The sequence below is a fragment of the Rhodococcus sp. BH5 genome (assembly GCF_027583855.1).
Lineage (GTDB): Bacteria > Actinomycetota > Actinomycetes > Mycobacteriales > Mycobacteriaceae > Rhodococcus_F > Rhodococcus_F qingshengii.
The window spans coordinates 105,740-121,792 of the sequence record NZ_JAJHVW010000005.1 but is presented as its reverse complement, the minus strand read 5'-3'; the positions used below and the strand labels follow the sequence as shown (position 1 = coordinate 121,792).

Here is a 16,053-nt window from a genome sequence, read left to right as displayed (position 1 = left end):
CACCACGCTCCGTTCACTGATAGTTCTTGGTAGCTGGGCACTTCCGAGGTGTTCACTGTTGCTGCTGCTGTTGTTGCTGCGAGGTGCTCAGTTCGGGACCCTGCACCGGCTCCGCGGATTCCGGGGGCTCGGACACCAGTTCCTCGCCTGACACTCTGGGTCTTCGTCAGAGGTGCGACTCGCAAGCACCCACGTGTCCTTGCTTCCGCCGCCCTGGCTGGAGTTGACCACCAGCGAACCTTCCGGAAGTGCCACCCGGGTCAGGCCGCCGGGCAACACCCACACGTCCTCACCGTCGTTGACGGCAAAGGGCCGCAAGTCCACGTGGCGCGGCGAGAGAACATCGTCGATCTTGGTCGGCACCGTGGACAACTGCACGAGTGGCTGCGCAATCCACCCGCGCGGGTCTGCCTTGATCTTGCGGGTTATCGCGGCCAGTTCCTTGGGGCTCGCGTCGGGTCCGAAGACGATTCCGTAGCCGCCGGACCCTTCCACCGGCTTGATGACCAGTTCGGCGACGCGGTCGAGGACTTGCTCGCACTCCTCGTCCAACCAACAGCGGAACGTGTCGACGTTCTGCAAGAGCGGCTTCTCACCGAGGTAGTAGTCGATGATCTGCGGAACGTAGGTATAGACGAGTTTGTCGTCACCGACTCCGTTGCCGACGGCGCTCGAGATCACCACGTTGCCCGCCCGCGCCGCATTCAGTAGGCCTGCGACGCCGAGAATCGAATCCGGACGGAAGTGCATCGGGTCGAGATACTCGTCGTCGATGCGGCGATAGATGACATCGACCTGGCGCTCGCCTTCCGTAGTGCGCATGTACACCATGTTGTCGCGGCAGAACAGGTCGCGACCTTCGACGAGTTCCACACCCATCTGACGAGCGAGCAACGAATGCTCGAAATAGGCGGAATTGGCGATACCCGGTGTGAGAACAACCACTGTCGGGTCCGCTTCGTTGAGTGCAGCACCCGCACGCAGCGCCCTCAGCAGATGTGTTGCGTAATCACCGACCGCCCGCACCTTGTGGGACATGAACAGATCCGGGAACACCCGAGTCATGGTGCGACGGTTTTCCATCACATAGGAGACACCGGACGGAGATCGCAGATTGTCCTCGAGAACTCGGAACTCTCCCGCCTCGTCTCGGACCAGGTCGATACCCGCGACGTGAATTCGCACACCGTTGGGCGGCACGATGCCTGCCGCTTCACGGTGGAAGTGCTCACACGAGGTGACCAGGCGGCGCGGCAACACGTGATCGCGCAGGATTCGCTGCTCTCCGTAAATGTCCGCGAGAAACAACTCGAGCGCCTTCACCCGCTGTTTGATGCCCTTTTCCAGCCGCGACCACTCCTGGGCAGCGATGACGCGTGGCACCAGATCCAACGGGAAGGGTCGTTCCTGCCCGGACAGCGAAAACGTCACACCTTGGTCGATGAATGCGCGTCCGAGTGCGTCGGCACGCGCGGCGAGGTCGGCGCTGCTCGTCGGCGCCAGGGCTTTGTACACACCCTTGTACGGACCACGCACCGAGCCGTCGGGCTCGAACATCTCGTCGAAAGCCAACTCGTAGCGACCGATGTCTGAATATCCGTCGAACACTGCGGCAGGACGCGCTCGGGTGGTGGTCGAACCTGTTTTACTCGAACTTTTCGAAGGCGGCGGCGTCATAGGGCAACATGCTGCTACAAGTGGGGCTATTCGGCAGCGCGGCGAGAAATCGGGCGCTCGGTGTACCCTTCTCGACAGACGCAACGTGCGACGGTTTGGGTTCTTGGGCCCTCGGCTGGTAATCTTGCCAGTCGGTGCATCAGTGCGCCCACAGCTTTCTCGACCGTAACCAGCTAAAGACGACAAGGATTTTACGCGTGGCCAACATCAAGTCCCAGGTGAAGCGAATCCGTACCAACGAGGCGGCCCGACTCCGTAACCAGTCGGTGAAGTCCTCGCTGCGTACCGCGATCCGTTCATTCCGCGAGGCTGCGGCAGCCGGTGACAAGGACAAGGCCAACGAGCTCCTCGTCTCCACCAGCCGCAAGCTCGACAAGGCAGCCAGCAAGGGCGTCATTCACGCCAACCAGGCTGCCAACAAGAAGTCTGCACTCTCGCAGGCTGCCAACAAGCTCTGACGTTTCCACTGTGACGGTTCGCCGTCATACTGGTTCGTCTCGATAGCCGCCAGGTCGAAAGACCAGGCGGCTATTTTGCGTTCTCGATCGGGCTGAAGGGACGGGTGGCTCGGCGGTCGCGGGACTACTGCCGACCAACCTCGTTCTGAGACATCGTGTCCTCAGTTTTTCCGCAGTGCACACACTTTCCGCACTGCTATCTCCAGCGCGAAGGACGAGTCGACTGCGGCGCCCTTCACGTCGGCATTGAGGGCGGCGACGATCTGCATTGCAGCGCCGATCGACGTGGGATCCCAGCCGCCGACTTCCTTGATCGCCTTCTTGACCTTCCACGGCGGCATCCCGAGATCCGACGCCAGCCGGAACGGGTCACCGCCCCGCGCAAACGGGCCGACCTTCGCGATGGTGTGGACTGCGTCGGCGAGGGCATCAGCGAGCAGAACATGGGCAGTTCCGATCTGATCGGCCCATCGCAGAGCCTCGAGTGCACCCCGGGTATCACCGACGATGACTTTGTCGGCCACGTCGAAGCCGGAGACCTCGGCCTTGCCCGAGTAGTACTTGTGGACTGCTTCGACGTCGATCTTGCCGCCGGTATCTGCCGCCAATTGTGAGCAGGCCGATGCCAGTTCGCGGAGGTTGGAGCCGACACTTTCGATCATCGCTGCGATCGCGTCGGGCGCAACCCTGACGTCGGCGGTCCGGAACTCACCGCGAACGAAGTCGACCAGCTGACTCTTGTTCAGTTTTCCGCAGCTGTGCACCGTGGCACCGAGCTTCTCGAGCGCGGGTGCCAACGCCTTCGCGCGACCACCGCCCGAGTGCACGACGATCAGAACCACACCTTCCGCAGGCTCGCGCGCCGCTTCGAGTACAAGAGCTACGGCATCCTTGCCTGCTTCTGCGGCCGATTCCAAGACGATCACACGATCTTCGGCAAAAAGAGAAGGGCTGAGCAGCTCAGCCAACTCGGGAGCATTGGTGTCTCCGGCACGCATCTTGGTTACCGGGAGATCCGAAATGCCCTGGCCGCGGTCACCGCGGACGGCTCTGATGAGCTGCGATACCGTGCGGTCGATGAGGAACTCGTCGTCCCCCAGAACAAGATGCAGCGGATCGACTCCAGACGGATTACTCACCCGAAGATGGTCCCACGAGGAACCGACACGATCGACACAGACCCGCCGCCCCCGCCGTACACCGCGACAGTGCCGTCGACGTCCGTCCGAACCACCGCCCCACCCAACGACGCCAGTTCGTCGAGAACCTCAGCATTCGGGTGCCCGAAACCGTTGCCGGCGCCGACGCTGATCATCGTCAACCTCGGACGCACCGCTTCCAGAAATGCCGACGACGTGGTCCGGGAACCGTGATGGGGCAGCTTCAACACATCGGCCCTCACGTCCGTTCCCGATCGGAGGATGGCCTCCTCCCCCGCAACTTCGGCATCGCCCGTCAACAGAATTCGACCCGCGCCCGTGTGCGCCATCACCACCAGCGACTGATCGTTGGCAGCATCCGCGGCGTAGACGGAATCGCGGGGAGCCGGAACCAACGGACCGAGAACCTCCATGCGCACCGATCCCAACGTCAACTCTGCATCCGCCCGCAACGAGACAACCGGAACGGCCTGCGAGTCGGCAGCACTCTTCACCGACCGAAAACCTGACTCCGGCAACAACATCGACCCGACTCCGATCGCAGCGACCGAACGCCCACCCAGAACTGCTTCCAATCCTCCGATGTGATCGGCGTGAAAATGACTGATCACGAGCAACGCGATGTCGCTGACGTCCAACATGTTCAGGCAACGATCCATCGACGTGGGATCAGGACCGACATCGACGACGATCACCCTGCCGTCGCCGGTCGAGAGCACAAGACCGTCCCCCTGACCGACGTCGCACATCACCAGTACCCACCCCGGAGCAATACGACCACCCCCGAACACGTGTTGAAAGACGAGCGCTAGAACAACTCCCAGAACGAGGACGCCGACCACCCATCTCGAGATCCGATTCCACAGCGTCAGTGCTACGACCAGTAAGACGCCCACGACGACGAGAGCGCCGATGAGTCCTGACGGCACCACCACCGACGCTCCGGGAAGCGCCGCCGCTCGCTCGGACACGTACAGCAGCCACCCCATCGGAGGCCGGACGAGCGGAGCAATGAACACGGCAATCGATGGACTGATCAGCGCGCACAGAGCAATCACCGCACCGAACACCGTGACAATTCCGATCACCGGAGCTACTGCCATGTTCGCGGCAATCGTGACGACACTGATTGTTCCCGCCATGGCGCCCACCAACGGTGCAGTCACGACAAACGCAGCACTCGAGACGGCTGTCATCTCCGCGAGCCATCGAGGCCAACTTCGTCGACGGAGAACATCCACCCACACGGGGGCAATGACCACCAGTGCTCCGGTGGCCGTGGTCGAGAGCGCAAATCCCCAGTCGACGGCAAGCTCGGGCATCACGCCAACCAGAACGATGACGGCGGCGGCAAGAGCAGGCAGTGCCTGTTTGCGACGACCGGTGACCAAACTGAGCAGGCCGATCAGGCCCATCACCGACGCACGCAGAACACTCGGCGACGGCCTCGCGACGACAACAAAAGCGACGAGGGCCATCAGTGCCAAGACGGCGCCGACCCGCGGACTCAGCGCCGCTGCTCTGACCAACAGCAGAACGGCCCCGAGCAGAATGCTGATGTTGGCGCCGGATACCGCGGTGAGGTGGGAAAGCCCGGCAACGGTGAAGTTATCCTTCACCACCGGCGACAACGCCGACGTGTCTCCGACGACGAGGCCAGGCAGCAGACCTGCCTGATCCGGCGGGAGTGCAGCCGAGCACGCGGCCGCGAAACGAGTGCGCACCACGCTCGCCCATCGCTGGTACCAGGGCAGTTCTCCCACCGCGACGGGAGGCCCTTCGGACGTGATCACGGCGAGCGTGGAATCGCTACGCCAGGGCTGACCCGCCCGGCCGCGAACCGTGAGGCTCTGCCCTGGAACAACTTCGAGCCACGACGAACTGGGCGCCCGGATGGTGACCGAGCCGCCTCCGGAGTAGCTGTCGTTGTGTGCAGTCACCAAATTGACGGTTGCCCGAAAGAAGACCTGACCTTGACCCGCCGCGCCGGAGACCACGTGCGGATCCTCAGTGGGTTCCACTTCGACACTCACCCAGGCTCCTTCGCGGGCAGCTCGGGCCAGTGGGTGACTCTCCGCCTCGGACGCCCGCCATCCGCTGACGACACTGCATCCGGCACCGAACAGTAATGCCGCCAACATGATTCGTGCCCACCCCGCAGATGTCCGGCGCACAGCCACGACAGTCAGGATTGCCGCTGGAACCGAACATGCCGCCAGCACCCACGCAGTGGTCGCACCGTACAAGGTCCCCACCGCGCTGCTCCCCCACACTGCGACGGCAGACGGAAGCAGTCGAGCGTCGAGAACGGGCCGGACCTCCGATTCGTTCATACCGACACCAGCACTCGCAGCTTTGCCAACCTTGCCGGGCCGATCCCGTCGACTTCCCCCAATTGCTCGATGTCCGTGAACTTTCCGTTGGAGGTGCGCCAGGAAACAATCGCCGCAGCCGTTACCGGCCCCACCCCGGGAAGCTCGTCCAATTCGGCCTCGGTAGCGGTGTTGAGGTTCACCATGCCGGCCCCGCCCGTTTCACCTGCAGCGGCAACGCCGGTACTTCCCGCGGTGGTGCTCGAACTCGGCGAAACACCGCCGAGCTGATCGGCCGCACCCACCAATATCTGATCACCGTCGGCAAGCTTCTGCGCCAGATTCAGGCCCACCGTCTCCGCGCCGTCGACCACGCCGCCTGCCGCGGCGAGCGCGTCGGCAATGCGCGAGCCCGGAGGTAGGTTGACAAGACCCGGCGTGCGCACGAGTCCGACAACACTGACCACCAGAGCCTCAGGCCGCTGCTCTGCTACGACACCGGAAGGTACGGGACTGGCTGATTCACCATCGTCGGCAGCGACAGTCGGCGCCGTGACATTCTGGGGCGAGGGCAGCGGTGGGACCGCCTGCATACTCGGAGAATCCCACCACACGGTGAACAAGCCGATAGCCGTGGCCAGTGCAGCGACGATCGCCAACACCCAGGTCGCCGATCGACTCGGGCGCCAACGCGTTCCGCGCCAACGCTCGGGCAGTCGATCGAACCGTGACGAGTCGAGTTGAGCTTCGTACTCGTCCTCGTCGAAGTCCTGAAGCCACTCGGGGGATCTCTCGAATGGCTGCGGGGACCTCTCGAAAGACGCTGAATCCTCGAATTCGTCGACGTCCTCATGTCGCCGCCTGTAGTTGCCGTCCATCGCCGCGAGGCGATCACGCGCCCGCTCGCGCTCCTCGCTGATCCTCATGACTGGACGCTAACGAGAGACCTCGCCGCCAACGACGAACAATTTCAAGCTGTGGAGAACTCGAGGGTTGTGGAGAATTCGTCTCGCGGTTGGTTGTGGTCACCGAGTGATCCGGCTGGAGAATGCCTAGGCGAAAGCGCTCAGTACTACATAGACGCCGACGGCTGTGATCACCAGGCCCATCGACCTGAAGACACGCTGTCGAATTCGTGCGTCGCTCAGTTTCTTCGACATGAAGGCTGCGCCCAATGCAAGAATTCCAAGCCATCCGAATGCCACCGCGGCATCGACAATTCCGAGACTGAGAACGGAGTACACCGTCAATGGCTGCGCATACTGCGGCGCCACGAGTAGAAAGAACAATCCGACCTTCGGATTGAGGATGCACGAAACGAAGCCCTGAGCGAATGCACGCCATCCAATTGATTGTGCCTGCAGAGCAATTGAATCCAATTCGATGTCGGAAGTGTCCCGATAGAGAAACTCCCGGACACCCAGGTACATCAAATACAGACCACCCGCGACATGGAGTGCTGCTGCCGCCATTGGAGTGTGCGCCAGGAAACTTGCCGCTCCCACCGCAACAAGTGCTGCCCATGCAATCGATCCGATTGCGGATCCCGCAGCCACCATGAACCCGAACAATCGACGTTCAAGCGCAAGTTTGATCACCAGTAGTGAATCGGGACCCGGCGATATCGACAACGCCAGGCAAAGAACTGCGAAACTCGCCAGGTTGCCAATCTGCATGCGACTTCTCTCCCCCTGCGCCCCGAATGCTCTGCGAAGAGTCGTCCCCCGACCCATTCCGACAGCGGTAACCATGAAGTTCGAGCTATCGGGTCACGATCGAGAATGATACGAGCGAACGAACTTCTCCGCGATCGATTTGTTTTGATGCATCGACATCAGCACAGTGATCGAGCCACAATGCATAGTTCAAGACCGCTCAGGCGCTCGTGTCGATGTCCGGCAGCGGGCACACCACCACACCGATCGCGCCGACACCGACGTGCGCTCCGATGACCGCGCTGAAGTCAGTGACCACGGATTCCGCTACATCGGGGATGCGCTCGGCCAACTGTTCCGCGATCCCGTCCGCACGCTCTCGCGCTCGCATGTGATGCACGGCTATCGCCACACGACCGAGACCAGCGCGCTCGACGGCCGAATCCACCAAGCGTGCAAGCGCTTTGGTGGTGGTACGTGTTTTCTCGCCGAGCACCAGCTTGCCGTCCACCAGATGCAGGATCGGCTTCATCGCCAATGCAGTGCCCAGCAACGCTGCTGCGGTTCCGATTCGTCCGCCCCGGCGCAATTGATCAAGTTTGTCGACGACGATGTAGCAGCGCCCACGACTTGCAACGTCGACCGCCCGGCCATATGCCTCTTCGAGTGAAGCGCCCTTCTCGGCCAAGCGCGCAGCTTCGAGAGCGGGATATCCCAAACCCATTCCGGCGGACTGTGAATCGACGATCCGAACAGCGCCACCGAACTCCTGGGCCGCGACTCGTCCGGCTTCCCACGTTCCCGACAGTTGGCGTGAAATATGAACGGCGAGGACACCGTCACCGTCGCTCATCTCCAGGGCGCGTGCGTACGCTTCGGACAACTCGGCGGGCGACGCTCCGGCCGTTGTCACTCCCGACAGATCGTTCGGCATTGCGTCGACGCCCTCTCGCAAGTCGCACCCGTCACGGAGCACGTGGAGCGGAACAACCTGAATGCCACATGCGTCGGCCGACTCCTGCGGAATGCAGGCGGAGGAATCCGTGACGACGACGACCGGCATTCTGCTACCCGACTTCGCTCGGCGGTGCTACCAGTTCCGGCGAAACCACTTTCTGCGCCTCGACCCCGCGAATCGCAGCGATCATCGCGCGGGCTACGCCGACGTGACCGTCCCAACCCCAGTGAATGCCGTCAGGATTGCCGTTCTCGGAAAAGACGTTGTCACGCACTGCATCCGCAAGGTCGACTACGGGAACGTCTTTCTCCGTAGCCCACTCGGTGATCGCGGACACCGCGGCAGGCCGTCCGGCATGCACGCTCGCGTAGGCATCGCTGCGGTGCACTGACGGCAGGGTCGCGATCATCGGCAGTTCCGGCCGCATGTACTCCAACGCATTTCGCGAGCTTTCCAGATACTCGACGCTCAGCTTGGGCGGAAGTGCGACCGGGCGGCCCAGAGGTGCAAGCCGCGGCTGCAGCCATTGATAACCCTCGCGCACCACGCGTCGAAGCGCGGGTGGCCGAACGTAGCGGATGGTCTCGCGGAGCGCGGTAGGCAATGGGGACGGCAGCGAGTCCATCCCGCCGACCGCGAACACGACGGCGCCGGCCCGCGGCACCGCCGCCCACACACGAGGATCCTGAGTCAGTGCCCACCACGCGTCGCGACACGTCCATCCGATACGGGCGACCAACTCGACGTCCCAGCCGAGTTCGTCGGCCACGATGTTGGGCCAGATGCGTGGATGATCTGCCGCGAGGCCGCCTTTGGGGCCGAAATACGACAGCGAATCCGCGAGTACGAGGAGGACGGGGCGCTGCCCGTCGGCACTTTCAGAGGACGTCATTTGCGACACTCGCAGAAGCATTCCATACGTCGAGTCGCCACTCGATCGACTTGACGTCACCATGTCCACTGAGTTGCACCCAACTGGTGTTTCCCAATCCGCCGAGGACGGCCCAGCGATCGACGGGTAAGTCGAGCAATGCCGCTGTCAGTGCCGCGATCAAGCCTCCGTGCGCCACCAGAACCACGGGCCGCTCGGCCCAGTCCGGGTGCGTGTCGAGCAATTCGTGAACTACGGGGAGGCTGCGATTCGCGACGTCGATTCGGCTTTCGCCGCCGGGCGGCGCCAACGTGGCATCCGCTCGCCACGCAGATCGCACACCGGGAGTGCGCTCGTCGACGTCATGATGAGTCAGGCCCTGCCATTCCCCCAGGTGTGTCTCACGCAGACGCGTGTCGGTGAGGACCGGAAGTCCGGCGGCATCACCGACTGCGACGGCCGTGAAGTACGCCCGACGCAGATCCGAGGACACGATCGTCAACGGCCTGCGATCGGCGATCACCGGACCTGCACTCTTGGCCTGCGTGCGTCCCAACTCCGACAGGTCGGTGTCGAGTTGCCCCTGCATCCGAGAGTCGGCGTTGTATTCGGTCTGTCCGTGACGCAGCAGGATGAGCCGGCGGACAGGGTTCGACGCCGCACTGGGCGCCGACGAAGTCACAGCGAGGGATCCTGCGCGTCCGGCTCGGAAACCGTGTCGGTCTCGAACACCGTGTTGGCGTCGGCGGGGCCGGGACGGTTCTGTCCGAGGCCTTCGACCTCGACCGTCGGGCAGTCCTTCCACAGACGATCGAGAGCGTAGAAGTTGCGCTCCTCGTCATGCTGGACGTGGACGACGATGTCGGCGTAGTCGAGCAGTGCCCAGCGGCCCTCGCGGGTGCCTTCACGGCGGACCGGCTTGTGTCCCGCTTCGCGGAGACGGTCTTCGATGTTCTCGACAATCGAGTTGACCTGACGCTCGTTCGTCGCAGATGCGATGACGAAGCAGTCCGTGATGACCAGCTGTTCGGACACATCGAGCACCACCACTTCGGTGGCCAGCTTCTCGTCGGCTGCCAAGGCCGCGATGCGTGCCATGTCGATGGCTTCGGTGTTTGCGCTCACTCGATGTTCTCCAGTTTCGTCTTCAGAAAGTACTTGTTGTTCTCGGCTAGCTCGATTCGGCGCCCGGGACGGCTTCCGACTTCCCCGGTGCGGGCTCCGACATCGTTGTAGCTCCGTCGCGGCGCTCCGCGTCGACAGGTCGATACAGGTTCCGCTTCGAGATGTACTGCACCACTCCGTCCGGCACCAGGTACCAGACGGGGCGGTCTTCACTTGCCCGACGCCGACATTCGGTCGACGAAATGGCAAGTGCCGGAATCTCTATCAACGTGACCGCGTCGGCGGGCATGGTGTCGAGGTGACCGGCCAGGTGCTCTGCATTGAGATCGAAACCCGGTCGCGATACCCCGACGAACTTCGCCAATGCGAACAACTCTTCCCAATCTTGCCAGGAAAGGATGCTGGCCAGCGCATCGGCACCGGTGATGAAGAAGAGTTCGGCGTCAGGGTGGTAGGCCCGGAGGTCTCGCAGCGTGTCCACGGTGTACGTCACTTTTTCACGGTCGACGTCGACCCGAGAGACGGAAAACCGCGGGTTGGAGGCGGTGGCGATGACCGTCATGAGGTACCGGTCCTCGGCAGGACTGACGCCCTTCCCCTGCTTCTGCCAGGGCCGCCCGGTGGGGACGAAGATCACTTCGTCGAGTCCGAACCGGTCGGCGACCTCACTGGCCGCAACGAGGTGGCCATGGTGAATGGGGTCGAAGGTGCCACCCATCACTCCTAGGCGTCGAGCACGTTCCACCGATAGTCCCTTCTGCACGAGTGTCGAGCTTACGGGTCAGACCGGCAGCAGACGGGACACGACGTCGGCAAGCTGCTGGGCCGAGCGGCACTCGTGCATGCTGATGACCTCGTTGTAGACCTTCGCCGCGGAGTCACCCGTTCCCCATTGCCCCTTCGGCTCGGGGTTGAGCCAGTGCGCGTGCTTGGCTACTGCCACCATCTGCGACAGCGACTGAAGGTTGGGATCGCGGTAGTTGTTGCGACCGTCGCCGAGTACCAGTAGCGACGTGCGACTGGTGATCGACTGCGCAAACTTCTCCTGGAACACTCCGAAGGCGTGTCCGTAGTCTGAGTGGCCGTCGTAGGTGATCAGTTCGGCCTCACGCACCATCCGTGACATCGCTGATCCGAGGTCTGCGTTCGAGTCGAAGAACCGCGTGACCTCGTCGGTCGTGTCGATGAACGCGAACACCCGCACGCGCGAGAACTGCTCACGCAAAGCGTTCACGAGCAGCAGAGTGAAATGGCTGAACCCCGCCACCGAGCCGGACACGTCGCACATCACCACAAGTTCGGGCCGCGCCCGCTTCGGCTTGCGCTGCACCAGATCGATCGGCACTCCGCCCGTCGACATGGACTTGCGCAACGTACGACGTAGGTCGATCGAACCCGCGCGAGAGCGGCTACGACGCACGGCGAGACGACTGGCCAACAAGCGAGCCAGGGGTGCGACGTTCTTCTTCAGCGTGGTGAGTTCGGCATCGGACGCTCGCAAGAAGTCGACTTCCTCGGCGAGTTTCGGAACGCCGTACGTGGCGACCCGCTCCTTGCCCAAATTCTCGGCTGTGCGTCGACGCGTTTCCTTCTCGACCATCTTGCGGAAGTCCGCGATGCGCTGCGCTGCCGTGCGCTTGGCGACCTCGGACTGATAGTCGGAGTTGTCCTTGCCCTCTGACCCGGAACCCTCCTGGTTGCCGAGCAGGCCCTGCAGGATCTTGTTGAGCAACGTCTCCGGGGCGACGTCACGCAGCGCCTGATAGGCGGAGAACGACGGGCCGTTACTCGACTGGTACTGCCCGAGTTCCTCGACCATCGCGGCGGTCAGGAGTTCGGTCATCTCCATCGCCTCGTCACTGCCGTCTGTCAGCAGTTCGGCGATCAGCTCACGCAAGGCCTGCAGGTCGATCGAGCCGTCTGGCTTGCGCGGCAGTGTGACGTCGACGTCGCCGACCGCACGGTCACCGATCGCCTTGGGGAACCACAGGTCGAAGACGGCGTCGAACGTCGCCCGGTGGGTCGGCCTGCGCAGGAGCGAGCATGCCAGCCCTTCACGAAGCGCTTCACGATCGAGCAGGTCGAGAACAGACATGACCTGACCGGCGTCGACTGTCTCGGACGGGCCGACCATGATTCCGCGTCGTCGCAAAGCCTCGACAAAATCGACGAGGTGACCGGGAATCCCGTGCGGCGCTGCCAGGCCGCCAGGTGAGAGCGGCGACGTCGATGCTGCGGGAGCCATGTCAGACCTCAGTTCAGCCGAAGTTCAGCGGCGGCACGCACCTGGTCCGACTGGTGCTTGAGGATCACGCCGAGCGTGGCGCGAACGGCATCGTCGTCGAGAGTGTCCATGCCCAGAGCAAGAAGGGTGCGTCCCCAGTCGATGGTCTCGGATACCGAAGGGACCTTCTTGAGCTGCATTCCGCGAAGAACACGAATGGTGTTGACCAGCTGCTCGGCAATCGCTTCAGGAAGCTCCGGCACACGGCTTGCGAGGATGCGACGCTCGAGGTCGGCGTCCGGGAAATCGAGATGCAGGAAGAGGCAACGACGCTTCAGAGCCTCCGAGAGTTCACGAGTGGCATTCGAGGTCAACACCGTGAACGGCTTGCGGGTGGCGGTGATCGTTCCGAGCTCGGGGATCGTGACCGCGAAGTCGCTGAGCACTTCGAGGAGCAGACCTTCGATCTCGACGTCTGCCTTGTCCGTCTCGTCGATCAACAGCACCGTCGGGTCCTCGCGGCGAATGGCCTTGAGCAGTGGACGTGCGAGCAGGAACTCCTCCGAGAACACATCCGCCTTCGTCGAATCCCAGCTGTGGTCGACCGCGACATCACCCCTCGCTCCGCTCGCCCCGCCCGACTGAATCCGAAGAATCTGCTTCGCGTGGTTCCACTCGTACAGCGCACGAGCCTCGTCGACGCCCTCGTAGCACTGCAGGCGTACCAACTCGGCGCCTGTCGTCTGGGCTACCGCGCGCGCCAACTCGGTCTTACCGACACCGGCCGGTCCCTCGATGAGCAGGGGCTTGCCCAGTCGGTCGGCAAGGAACACTGCCGTCGCGGTGGCCTTGTCGGACAGATAGCCGGTTTCGGCCAGCCGTTCGATCACGTCGTCGACGGTCGAGAAGAACGGCGTCGTGTCGGGAAGTGCTCGGTCCACGGTTAACTCCTTGAGAGGTGGGGCAAGTCTGGTGAACTTTTCAGGCGGGTCGGGTATGCCCGTCGCCCCAGACGATCCACTTGGTGGACGTCAGTTCCGGCAGCCCCATGGGGCCACGCGCGTGCAGTTTCTGGGTGGAGATGCCGATCTCGGCGCCGAACCCGAACTGCTCACCGTCGGTGAAGGCAGTCGACGCATTGACCATCACTGCCGCAGCGTCGACTCGAGCGGTGAACTCGCGGGCAGCCGAGAGATCGGACGTCACGATGGCTTCGGTGTGGCCGGTCCCGTACTGGTCGATGTGCTCGACGGCAGCGTCCAAGTCCTTGACGACCTTGAGGGCGACGTCGAGGGTGAGGTATTCCTTCGACCAGTCGTCCTCGGTCGCGGGAACCAGTCCCGGCAGATCACCGTGCACGACGACGTCGTGCATCTGGAGCGCTTGGAGCAGCTTCGGCACGGCCGTCTCGGCAATAGCGGCGTCGACCAGCACCGTCTCTGCCGTGTTGCACACACTGGGCCGACGGGTTTTCGAGTTGAGAAGAATCTTCTCGGCCATCAGTAGATCGGCGGCCGAGTGAACATAGACGTGGCAGTTACCGACACCGGTCTCGATGGTGGGCACGGTGGCATCACGCACGACGGCGCTGATCAAGCCGGCACCGCCGCGCGGGATGACGACGTCGACGAGGCCACGGGCCTGAATCAAATGAGTGACCGTGGAGCGATCCGCACTCGGCAGAAGTTGAACGGAATCCTCGGGCAGTCCCTGATCAACCAACGACGCACGCAGAGCCGCCACCAACGCTTCGTTGGACTTGACCGCCGAGGACGAACCACGAAGCAGCGCAGCATTTCCCGACTTGAGAGTCAGCCCGAAGGCATCGACGGTCACGTTAGGACGAGCCTCGTACACCATACCGACGACACCGAGCGGAACGCGCTGCTGACGTAGTTCCAAACCGTTCGGCAGAGTGGATCCACGAAGCACTTCACCGATCGGATCGGGTAGTCCGGCAACCTGACGCAAACCCGACGCGATGCCCTCGATCCGGTCAGCGGTCAGACGAAGACGGTCGAGCAGCGATTCCTCGGTGCCGCCCGCCTTCGCGGTGTCGATATCGAGAGCGTTGGCCGCGAGAATCCGATCACTTGCCGCGAGTACCGCGTCGGCTGCGGCGTGGAGCGCAGCATCCTTCTGCGCCGTGGTCAGCAGAGCCAGGACACGCGAAGCCTTACGGGCTCGGCGTGCGGCGTCGTGCACGACGGACTTGGTGTCGGACGCGTCCGAGTCGACGGTTTCTGCGTTGGAAGTCACAGCGGTCATGAATACACATTAACCACCCACCGTGACGGCCTGCTCGGCGGAACGAGGCTGTGACCACCCGGGACCATTCCGGCGGACCGCCTGCGAACATTTAGGCGGACCGCCTGCGAACATTTCGGCGGACCGCCTGCGAACATTTCGGCGGACCGCCGGGGAACAATTCCGGCGCGCGACACTGTTGCACCCACCGACCTTCTTCTTCGAGTCAGGAGCCATCCGTGAGTGTGTTGTTCGAGCCTTTGACCCTGCGCGGCGTCACCATCCCGAACCGCGTCTGGATGGCACCGATGTGCCAGTACTCCGCTGACGTCATCGGCGACCAGGTCGGAGTGCCCAACGAGTGGCATCGCACGCATCTGGTGAGCCGTGCAATCGGCGGCACCGGCCTGATTCTCACCGAGGCGACGGCCGTCAATCCCGAAGGCCGCATATCGGCAGCTGATCTGGGGATCTGGAACGACACGCAGGCGCAAGCCTTCGCCGAGATCAACGCGCAACTCGCGTACTTCGGCGCAGTGCCCGGAATTCAGCTGGCGCACGCCGGACGCAAAGCGTCGACGCAGGTTCCGTGGCGCGGCGGCAAGAGTCTGCCCGCCGACGACCGACTCTCGTGGCAGACGGTGGCCCCGAGCGCGGTTCCGTTCGGTCACCTTGCCGATCCGGTCGAGCTCACCACGGAAGGCATCGAGAAGGTCGTCGCGGACTTCGCAGCGGCGGCTACCCGCGCATTGAAGGCCGAATTCAAGGTCGTGGAAATTCACGCGGCCCACGGATACCTGATCCATCAGTTCCTCTCCCCCGAGAGCAACAAGCGAACGGACCGCTACGGAGGCAGCTTCGAGAACCGCATTCGATTGCTCCTCGAAATCCTGAGCGCAGTCCGCGAGGTGTGGCCGGCCGAGCTACCGCTCTTCGTCCGGGTCTCGGCGACCGATTGGCTCACGGAAGAACGTGGGCTCGACGTCGACAGCTGGACCGCGGATCAGACCGTTGCCCTCGCCAACATCCTCTCCGACTACGGCGTCGATCTCGTCGACGTGTCCACCGGCGGTAATTCACCGGCAGCCAAGATTCCGGTGGAGCCGGGATACCAGGTTCCGTTCGCCCGTCGCCTGCAGAACGAGAGCCTGCTACCGGCCGCCGCCGTCGGCCTCATCACCGAACCCGAGCAGGCCGAGAAGATCGTCGAAGACGGAAGCGCAGTGGCGGTGCTCCTCGGCCGCGAACTGTTGCGTGATCCCTACTGGGCGCGCCGGGCGGCCCGTGAACTGAACGCCGAGGTAGGACCGCATATCCCGTCGCAGTACGCCCGCGCCTTCTAGCCCGAAAATCGGCTCCCGCGCAC

Annotated in this window: 14 protein-coding genes and 1 pseudogene; 2 read left to right on the top strand and 13 right to left on the bottom strand. The window is 63.3% G+C overall.

Annotated elements, in window-relative coordinates; all coding sequences use genetic code 11:
- Positions 1–52: 52 nt before the first annotated feature.
- A pseudogene (locus RhoBH5_RS14600) lies at positions 53–1,677 on the bottom strand (circularly permuted type 2 ATP-grasp protein).
- Between the two features lie 197 nt (positions 1,678–1,874).
- Here RhoBH5_RS14600 and rpsT point away from each other — a divergent pair.
- Positions 1,875–2,135, top strand: a complete 261-nt coding sequence (gene rpsT / locus RhoBH5_RS14595) for a 30S ribosomal protein S20 (protein ID WP_003944567.1) — start codon at positions 1,875–1,877, stop codon at positions 2,133–2,135.
- Positions 2,136–2,296: 161 nt separating this feature from the next.
- Here rpsT and holA read toward each other — a convergent pair whose 3' ends face one another.
- The 12 genes from holA to RhoBH5_RS14535 form a co-directional block, all read right to left on the bottom strand.
- A complete protein-coding gene (gene holA / locus RhoBH5_RS14590; protein WP_228401098.1) occupies positions 2,297–3,274 on the bottom strand; it encodes a DNA polymerase III subunit delta in 978 nt (325 codons plus the stop codon).
- Positions 3,271–5,628: a ComEC/Rec2 family competence protein gene (locus tag RhoBH5_RS14585; RefSeq protein ID WP_270008458.1), complete on the bottom strand. Its 2,358-nt coding sequence runs from the start codon at positions 5,626–5,628 to the stop codon at positions 3,271–3,273. Before RhoBH5_RS14585 ends, holA begins: the two co-directional genes overlap by 4 nt.
- Positions 5,625–6,533, bottom strand: a complete 909-nt coding sequence (locus RhoBH5_RS14580) for a ComEA family DNA-binding protein (RefSeq protein WP_228401100.1) — start codon at positions 6,531–6,533, stop codon at positions 5,625–5,627. The genes RhoBH5_RS14585 and RhoBH5_RS14580 overlap by 4 nt, the downstream gene beginning before the upstream one ends.
- Before the next feature lie 126 nt (positions 6,534–6,659).
- On the bottom strand, positions 6,660–7,283 hold the full coding sequence (locus RhoBH5_RS14575) for a LysE family translocator (protein WP_270008457.1): 624 nt from the start codon (positions 7,281–7,283) through the stop codon (positions 6,660–6,662).
- A gap of 199 nt (positions 7,284–7,482) precedes the next feature.
- Positions 7,483–8,325: a DegV family protein gene (locus RhoBH5_RS14570; RefSeq protein ID WP_228401102.1), complete on the bottom strand. Its 843-nt coding sequence runs from the start codon at positions 8,323–8,325 to the stop codon at positions 7,483–7,485.
- Between the two features lie 4 nt (positions 8,326–8,329).
- Positions 8,330–9,112, bottom strand: coding sequence for a diglucosylglycerate octanoyltransferase (gene octT, locus RhoBH5_RS14565; protein WP_030536627.1), 783 nt, complete (start codon positions 9,110–9,112; stop codon positions 8,330–8,332).
- A complete protein-coding gene (locus RhoBH5_RS14560) occupies positions 9,099–9,773 on the bottom strand; it encodes a histidine phosphatase family protein (protein WP_019749053.1) in 675 nt (224 codons plus the stop codon). Before RhoBH5_RS14560 ends, octT begins: the two co-directional genes overlap by 14 nt.
- Positions 9,770–10,216, bottom strand: a complete 447-nt coding sequence (gene rsfS, locus RhoBH5_RS14555; protein WP_003944502.1) for a ribosome silencing factor — start codon at positions 10,214–10,216, stop codon at positions 9,770–9,772. Before rsfS ends, RhoBH5_RS14560 begins: the two co-directional genes overlap by 4 nt.
- Before the next feature lie 46 nt (positions 10,217–10,262).
- Complete coding sequence (gene nadD / locus RhoBH5_RS14550; RefSeq protein ID WP_003944462.1) at positions 10,263–10,979, bottom strand: nicotinate-nucleotide adenylyltransferase; 717 nt, start codon at positions 10,977–10,979, stop codon at positions 10,263–10,265.
- 18 nt (positions 10,980–10,997) lie between these two features.
- The gene (locus RhoBH5_RS14545; protein ID WP_007731020.1) at positions 10,998–12,461 is read right to left on the bottom strand and encodes a vWA domain-containing protein; all 1,464 of its coding nucleotides are present in this window, start codon (positions 12,459–12,461) and stop codon (positions 10,998–11,000) included.
- Between the two features lie 8 nt (positions 12,462–12,469).
- Positions 12,470–13,381 carry an AAA family ATPase gene (locus RhoBH5_RS14540; protein WP_003944506.1) on the bottom strand — a complete coding sequence of 304 codons (912 nt, stop codon included), beginning with the start codon at positions 13,379–13,381 and terminating at the stop codon, positions 12,470–12,472.
- A 40-nt stretch (positions 13,382–13,421) separates the two neighbouring features.
- Positions 13,422–14,708: a glutamate-5-semialdehyde dehydrogenase gene (locus RhoBH5_RS14535; protein WP_192712956.1), complete on the bottom strand. Its 1,287-nt coding sequence runs from the start codon at positions 14,706–14,708 to the stop codon at positions 13,422–13,424.
- A gap of 218 nt (positions 14,709–14,926) precedes the next feature.
- On the opposite strand from RhoBH5_RS14535, the gene RhoBH5_RS14530 reads away from it, so the two are divergent.
- Complete coding sequence (locus tag RhoBH5_RS14530) at positions 14,927–16,030, top strand: NADH:flavin oxidoreductase/NADH oxidase (RefSeq protein ID WP_070161359.1); 1,104 nt, start codon at positions 14,927–14,929, stop codon at positions 16,028–16,030.
- The last annotated feature ends 23 nt before the right edge of the window (positions 16,031–16,053 follow it).

What these genes read in the sequence shown, in the direction of transcription:
- RhoBH5_RS14585 (WP_270008458.1), bottom strand. Translation starts at nt 5,628, where the DNA reads ATGAACGAATCGGAGGTCCGGCCCGTTCTCGACGCTCGACTGCTTCCG.
- RhoBH5_RS14580 (WP_228401100.1), bottom strand. Translation starts at nt 6,533, where the DNA reads ATGAGGATCAGCGAGGAGCGCGAGCGGGCGCGTGATCGCCTCGCGGCG.
- RhoBH5_RS14575 (WP_270008457.1), bottom strand. Translation starts at nt 7,283, where the DNA reads ATGCAGATTGGCAACCTGGCGAGTTTCGCAGTTCTTTGCCTGGCGTTG.
- RhoBH5_RS14570 (WP_228401102.1), bottom strand. Translation starts at nt 8,325, where the DNA reads ATGCCGGTCGTCGTCGTCACGGATTCCTCCGCCTGCATTCCGCAGGAG.
- octT (WP_030536627.1), bottom strand. Translation starts at nt 9,112, where the DNA reads ATGACGTCCTCTGAAAGTGCCGACGGGCAGCGCCCCGTCCTCCTCGTA.
- RhoBH5_RS14545 (WP_007731020.1), bottom strand. Translation starts at nt 12,461, where the DNA reads ATGGCTCCCGCAGCATCGACGTCGCCGCTCTCACCTGGCGGCCTGGCA.
- RhoBH5_RS14535 (WP_192712956.1), bottom strand. Translation starts at nt 14,708, where the DNA reads ATGACCGCTGTGACTTCCAACGCAGAAACCGTCGACTCGGACGCGTCC.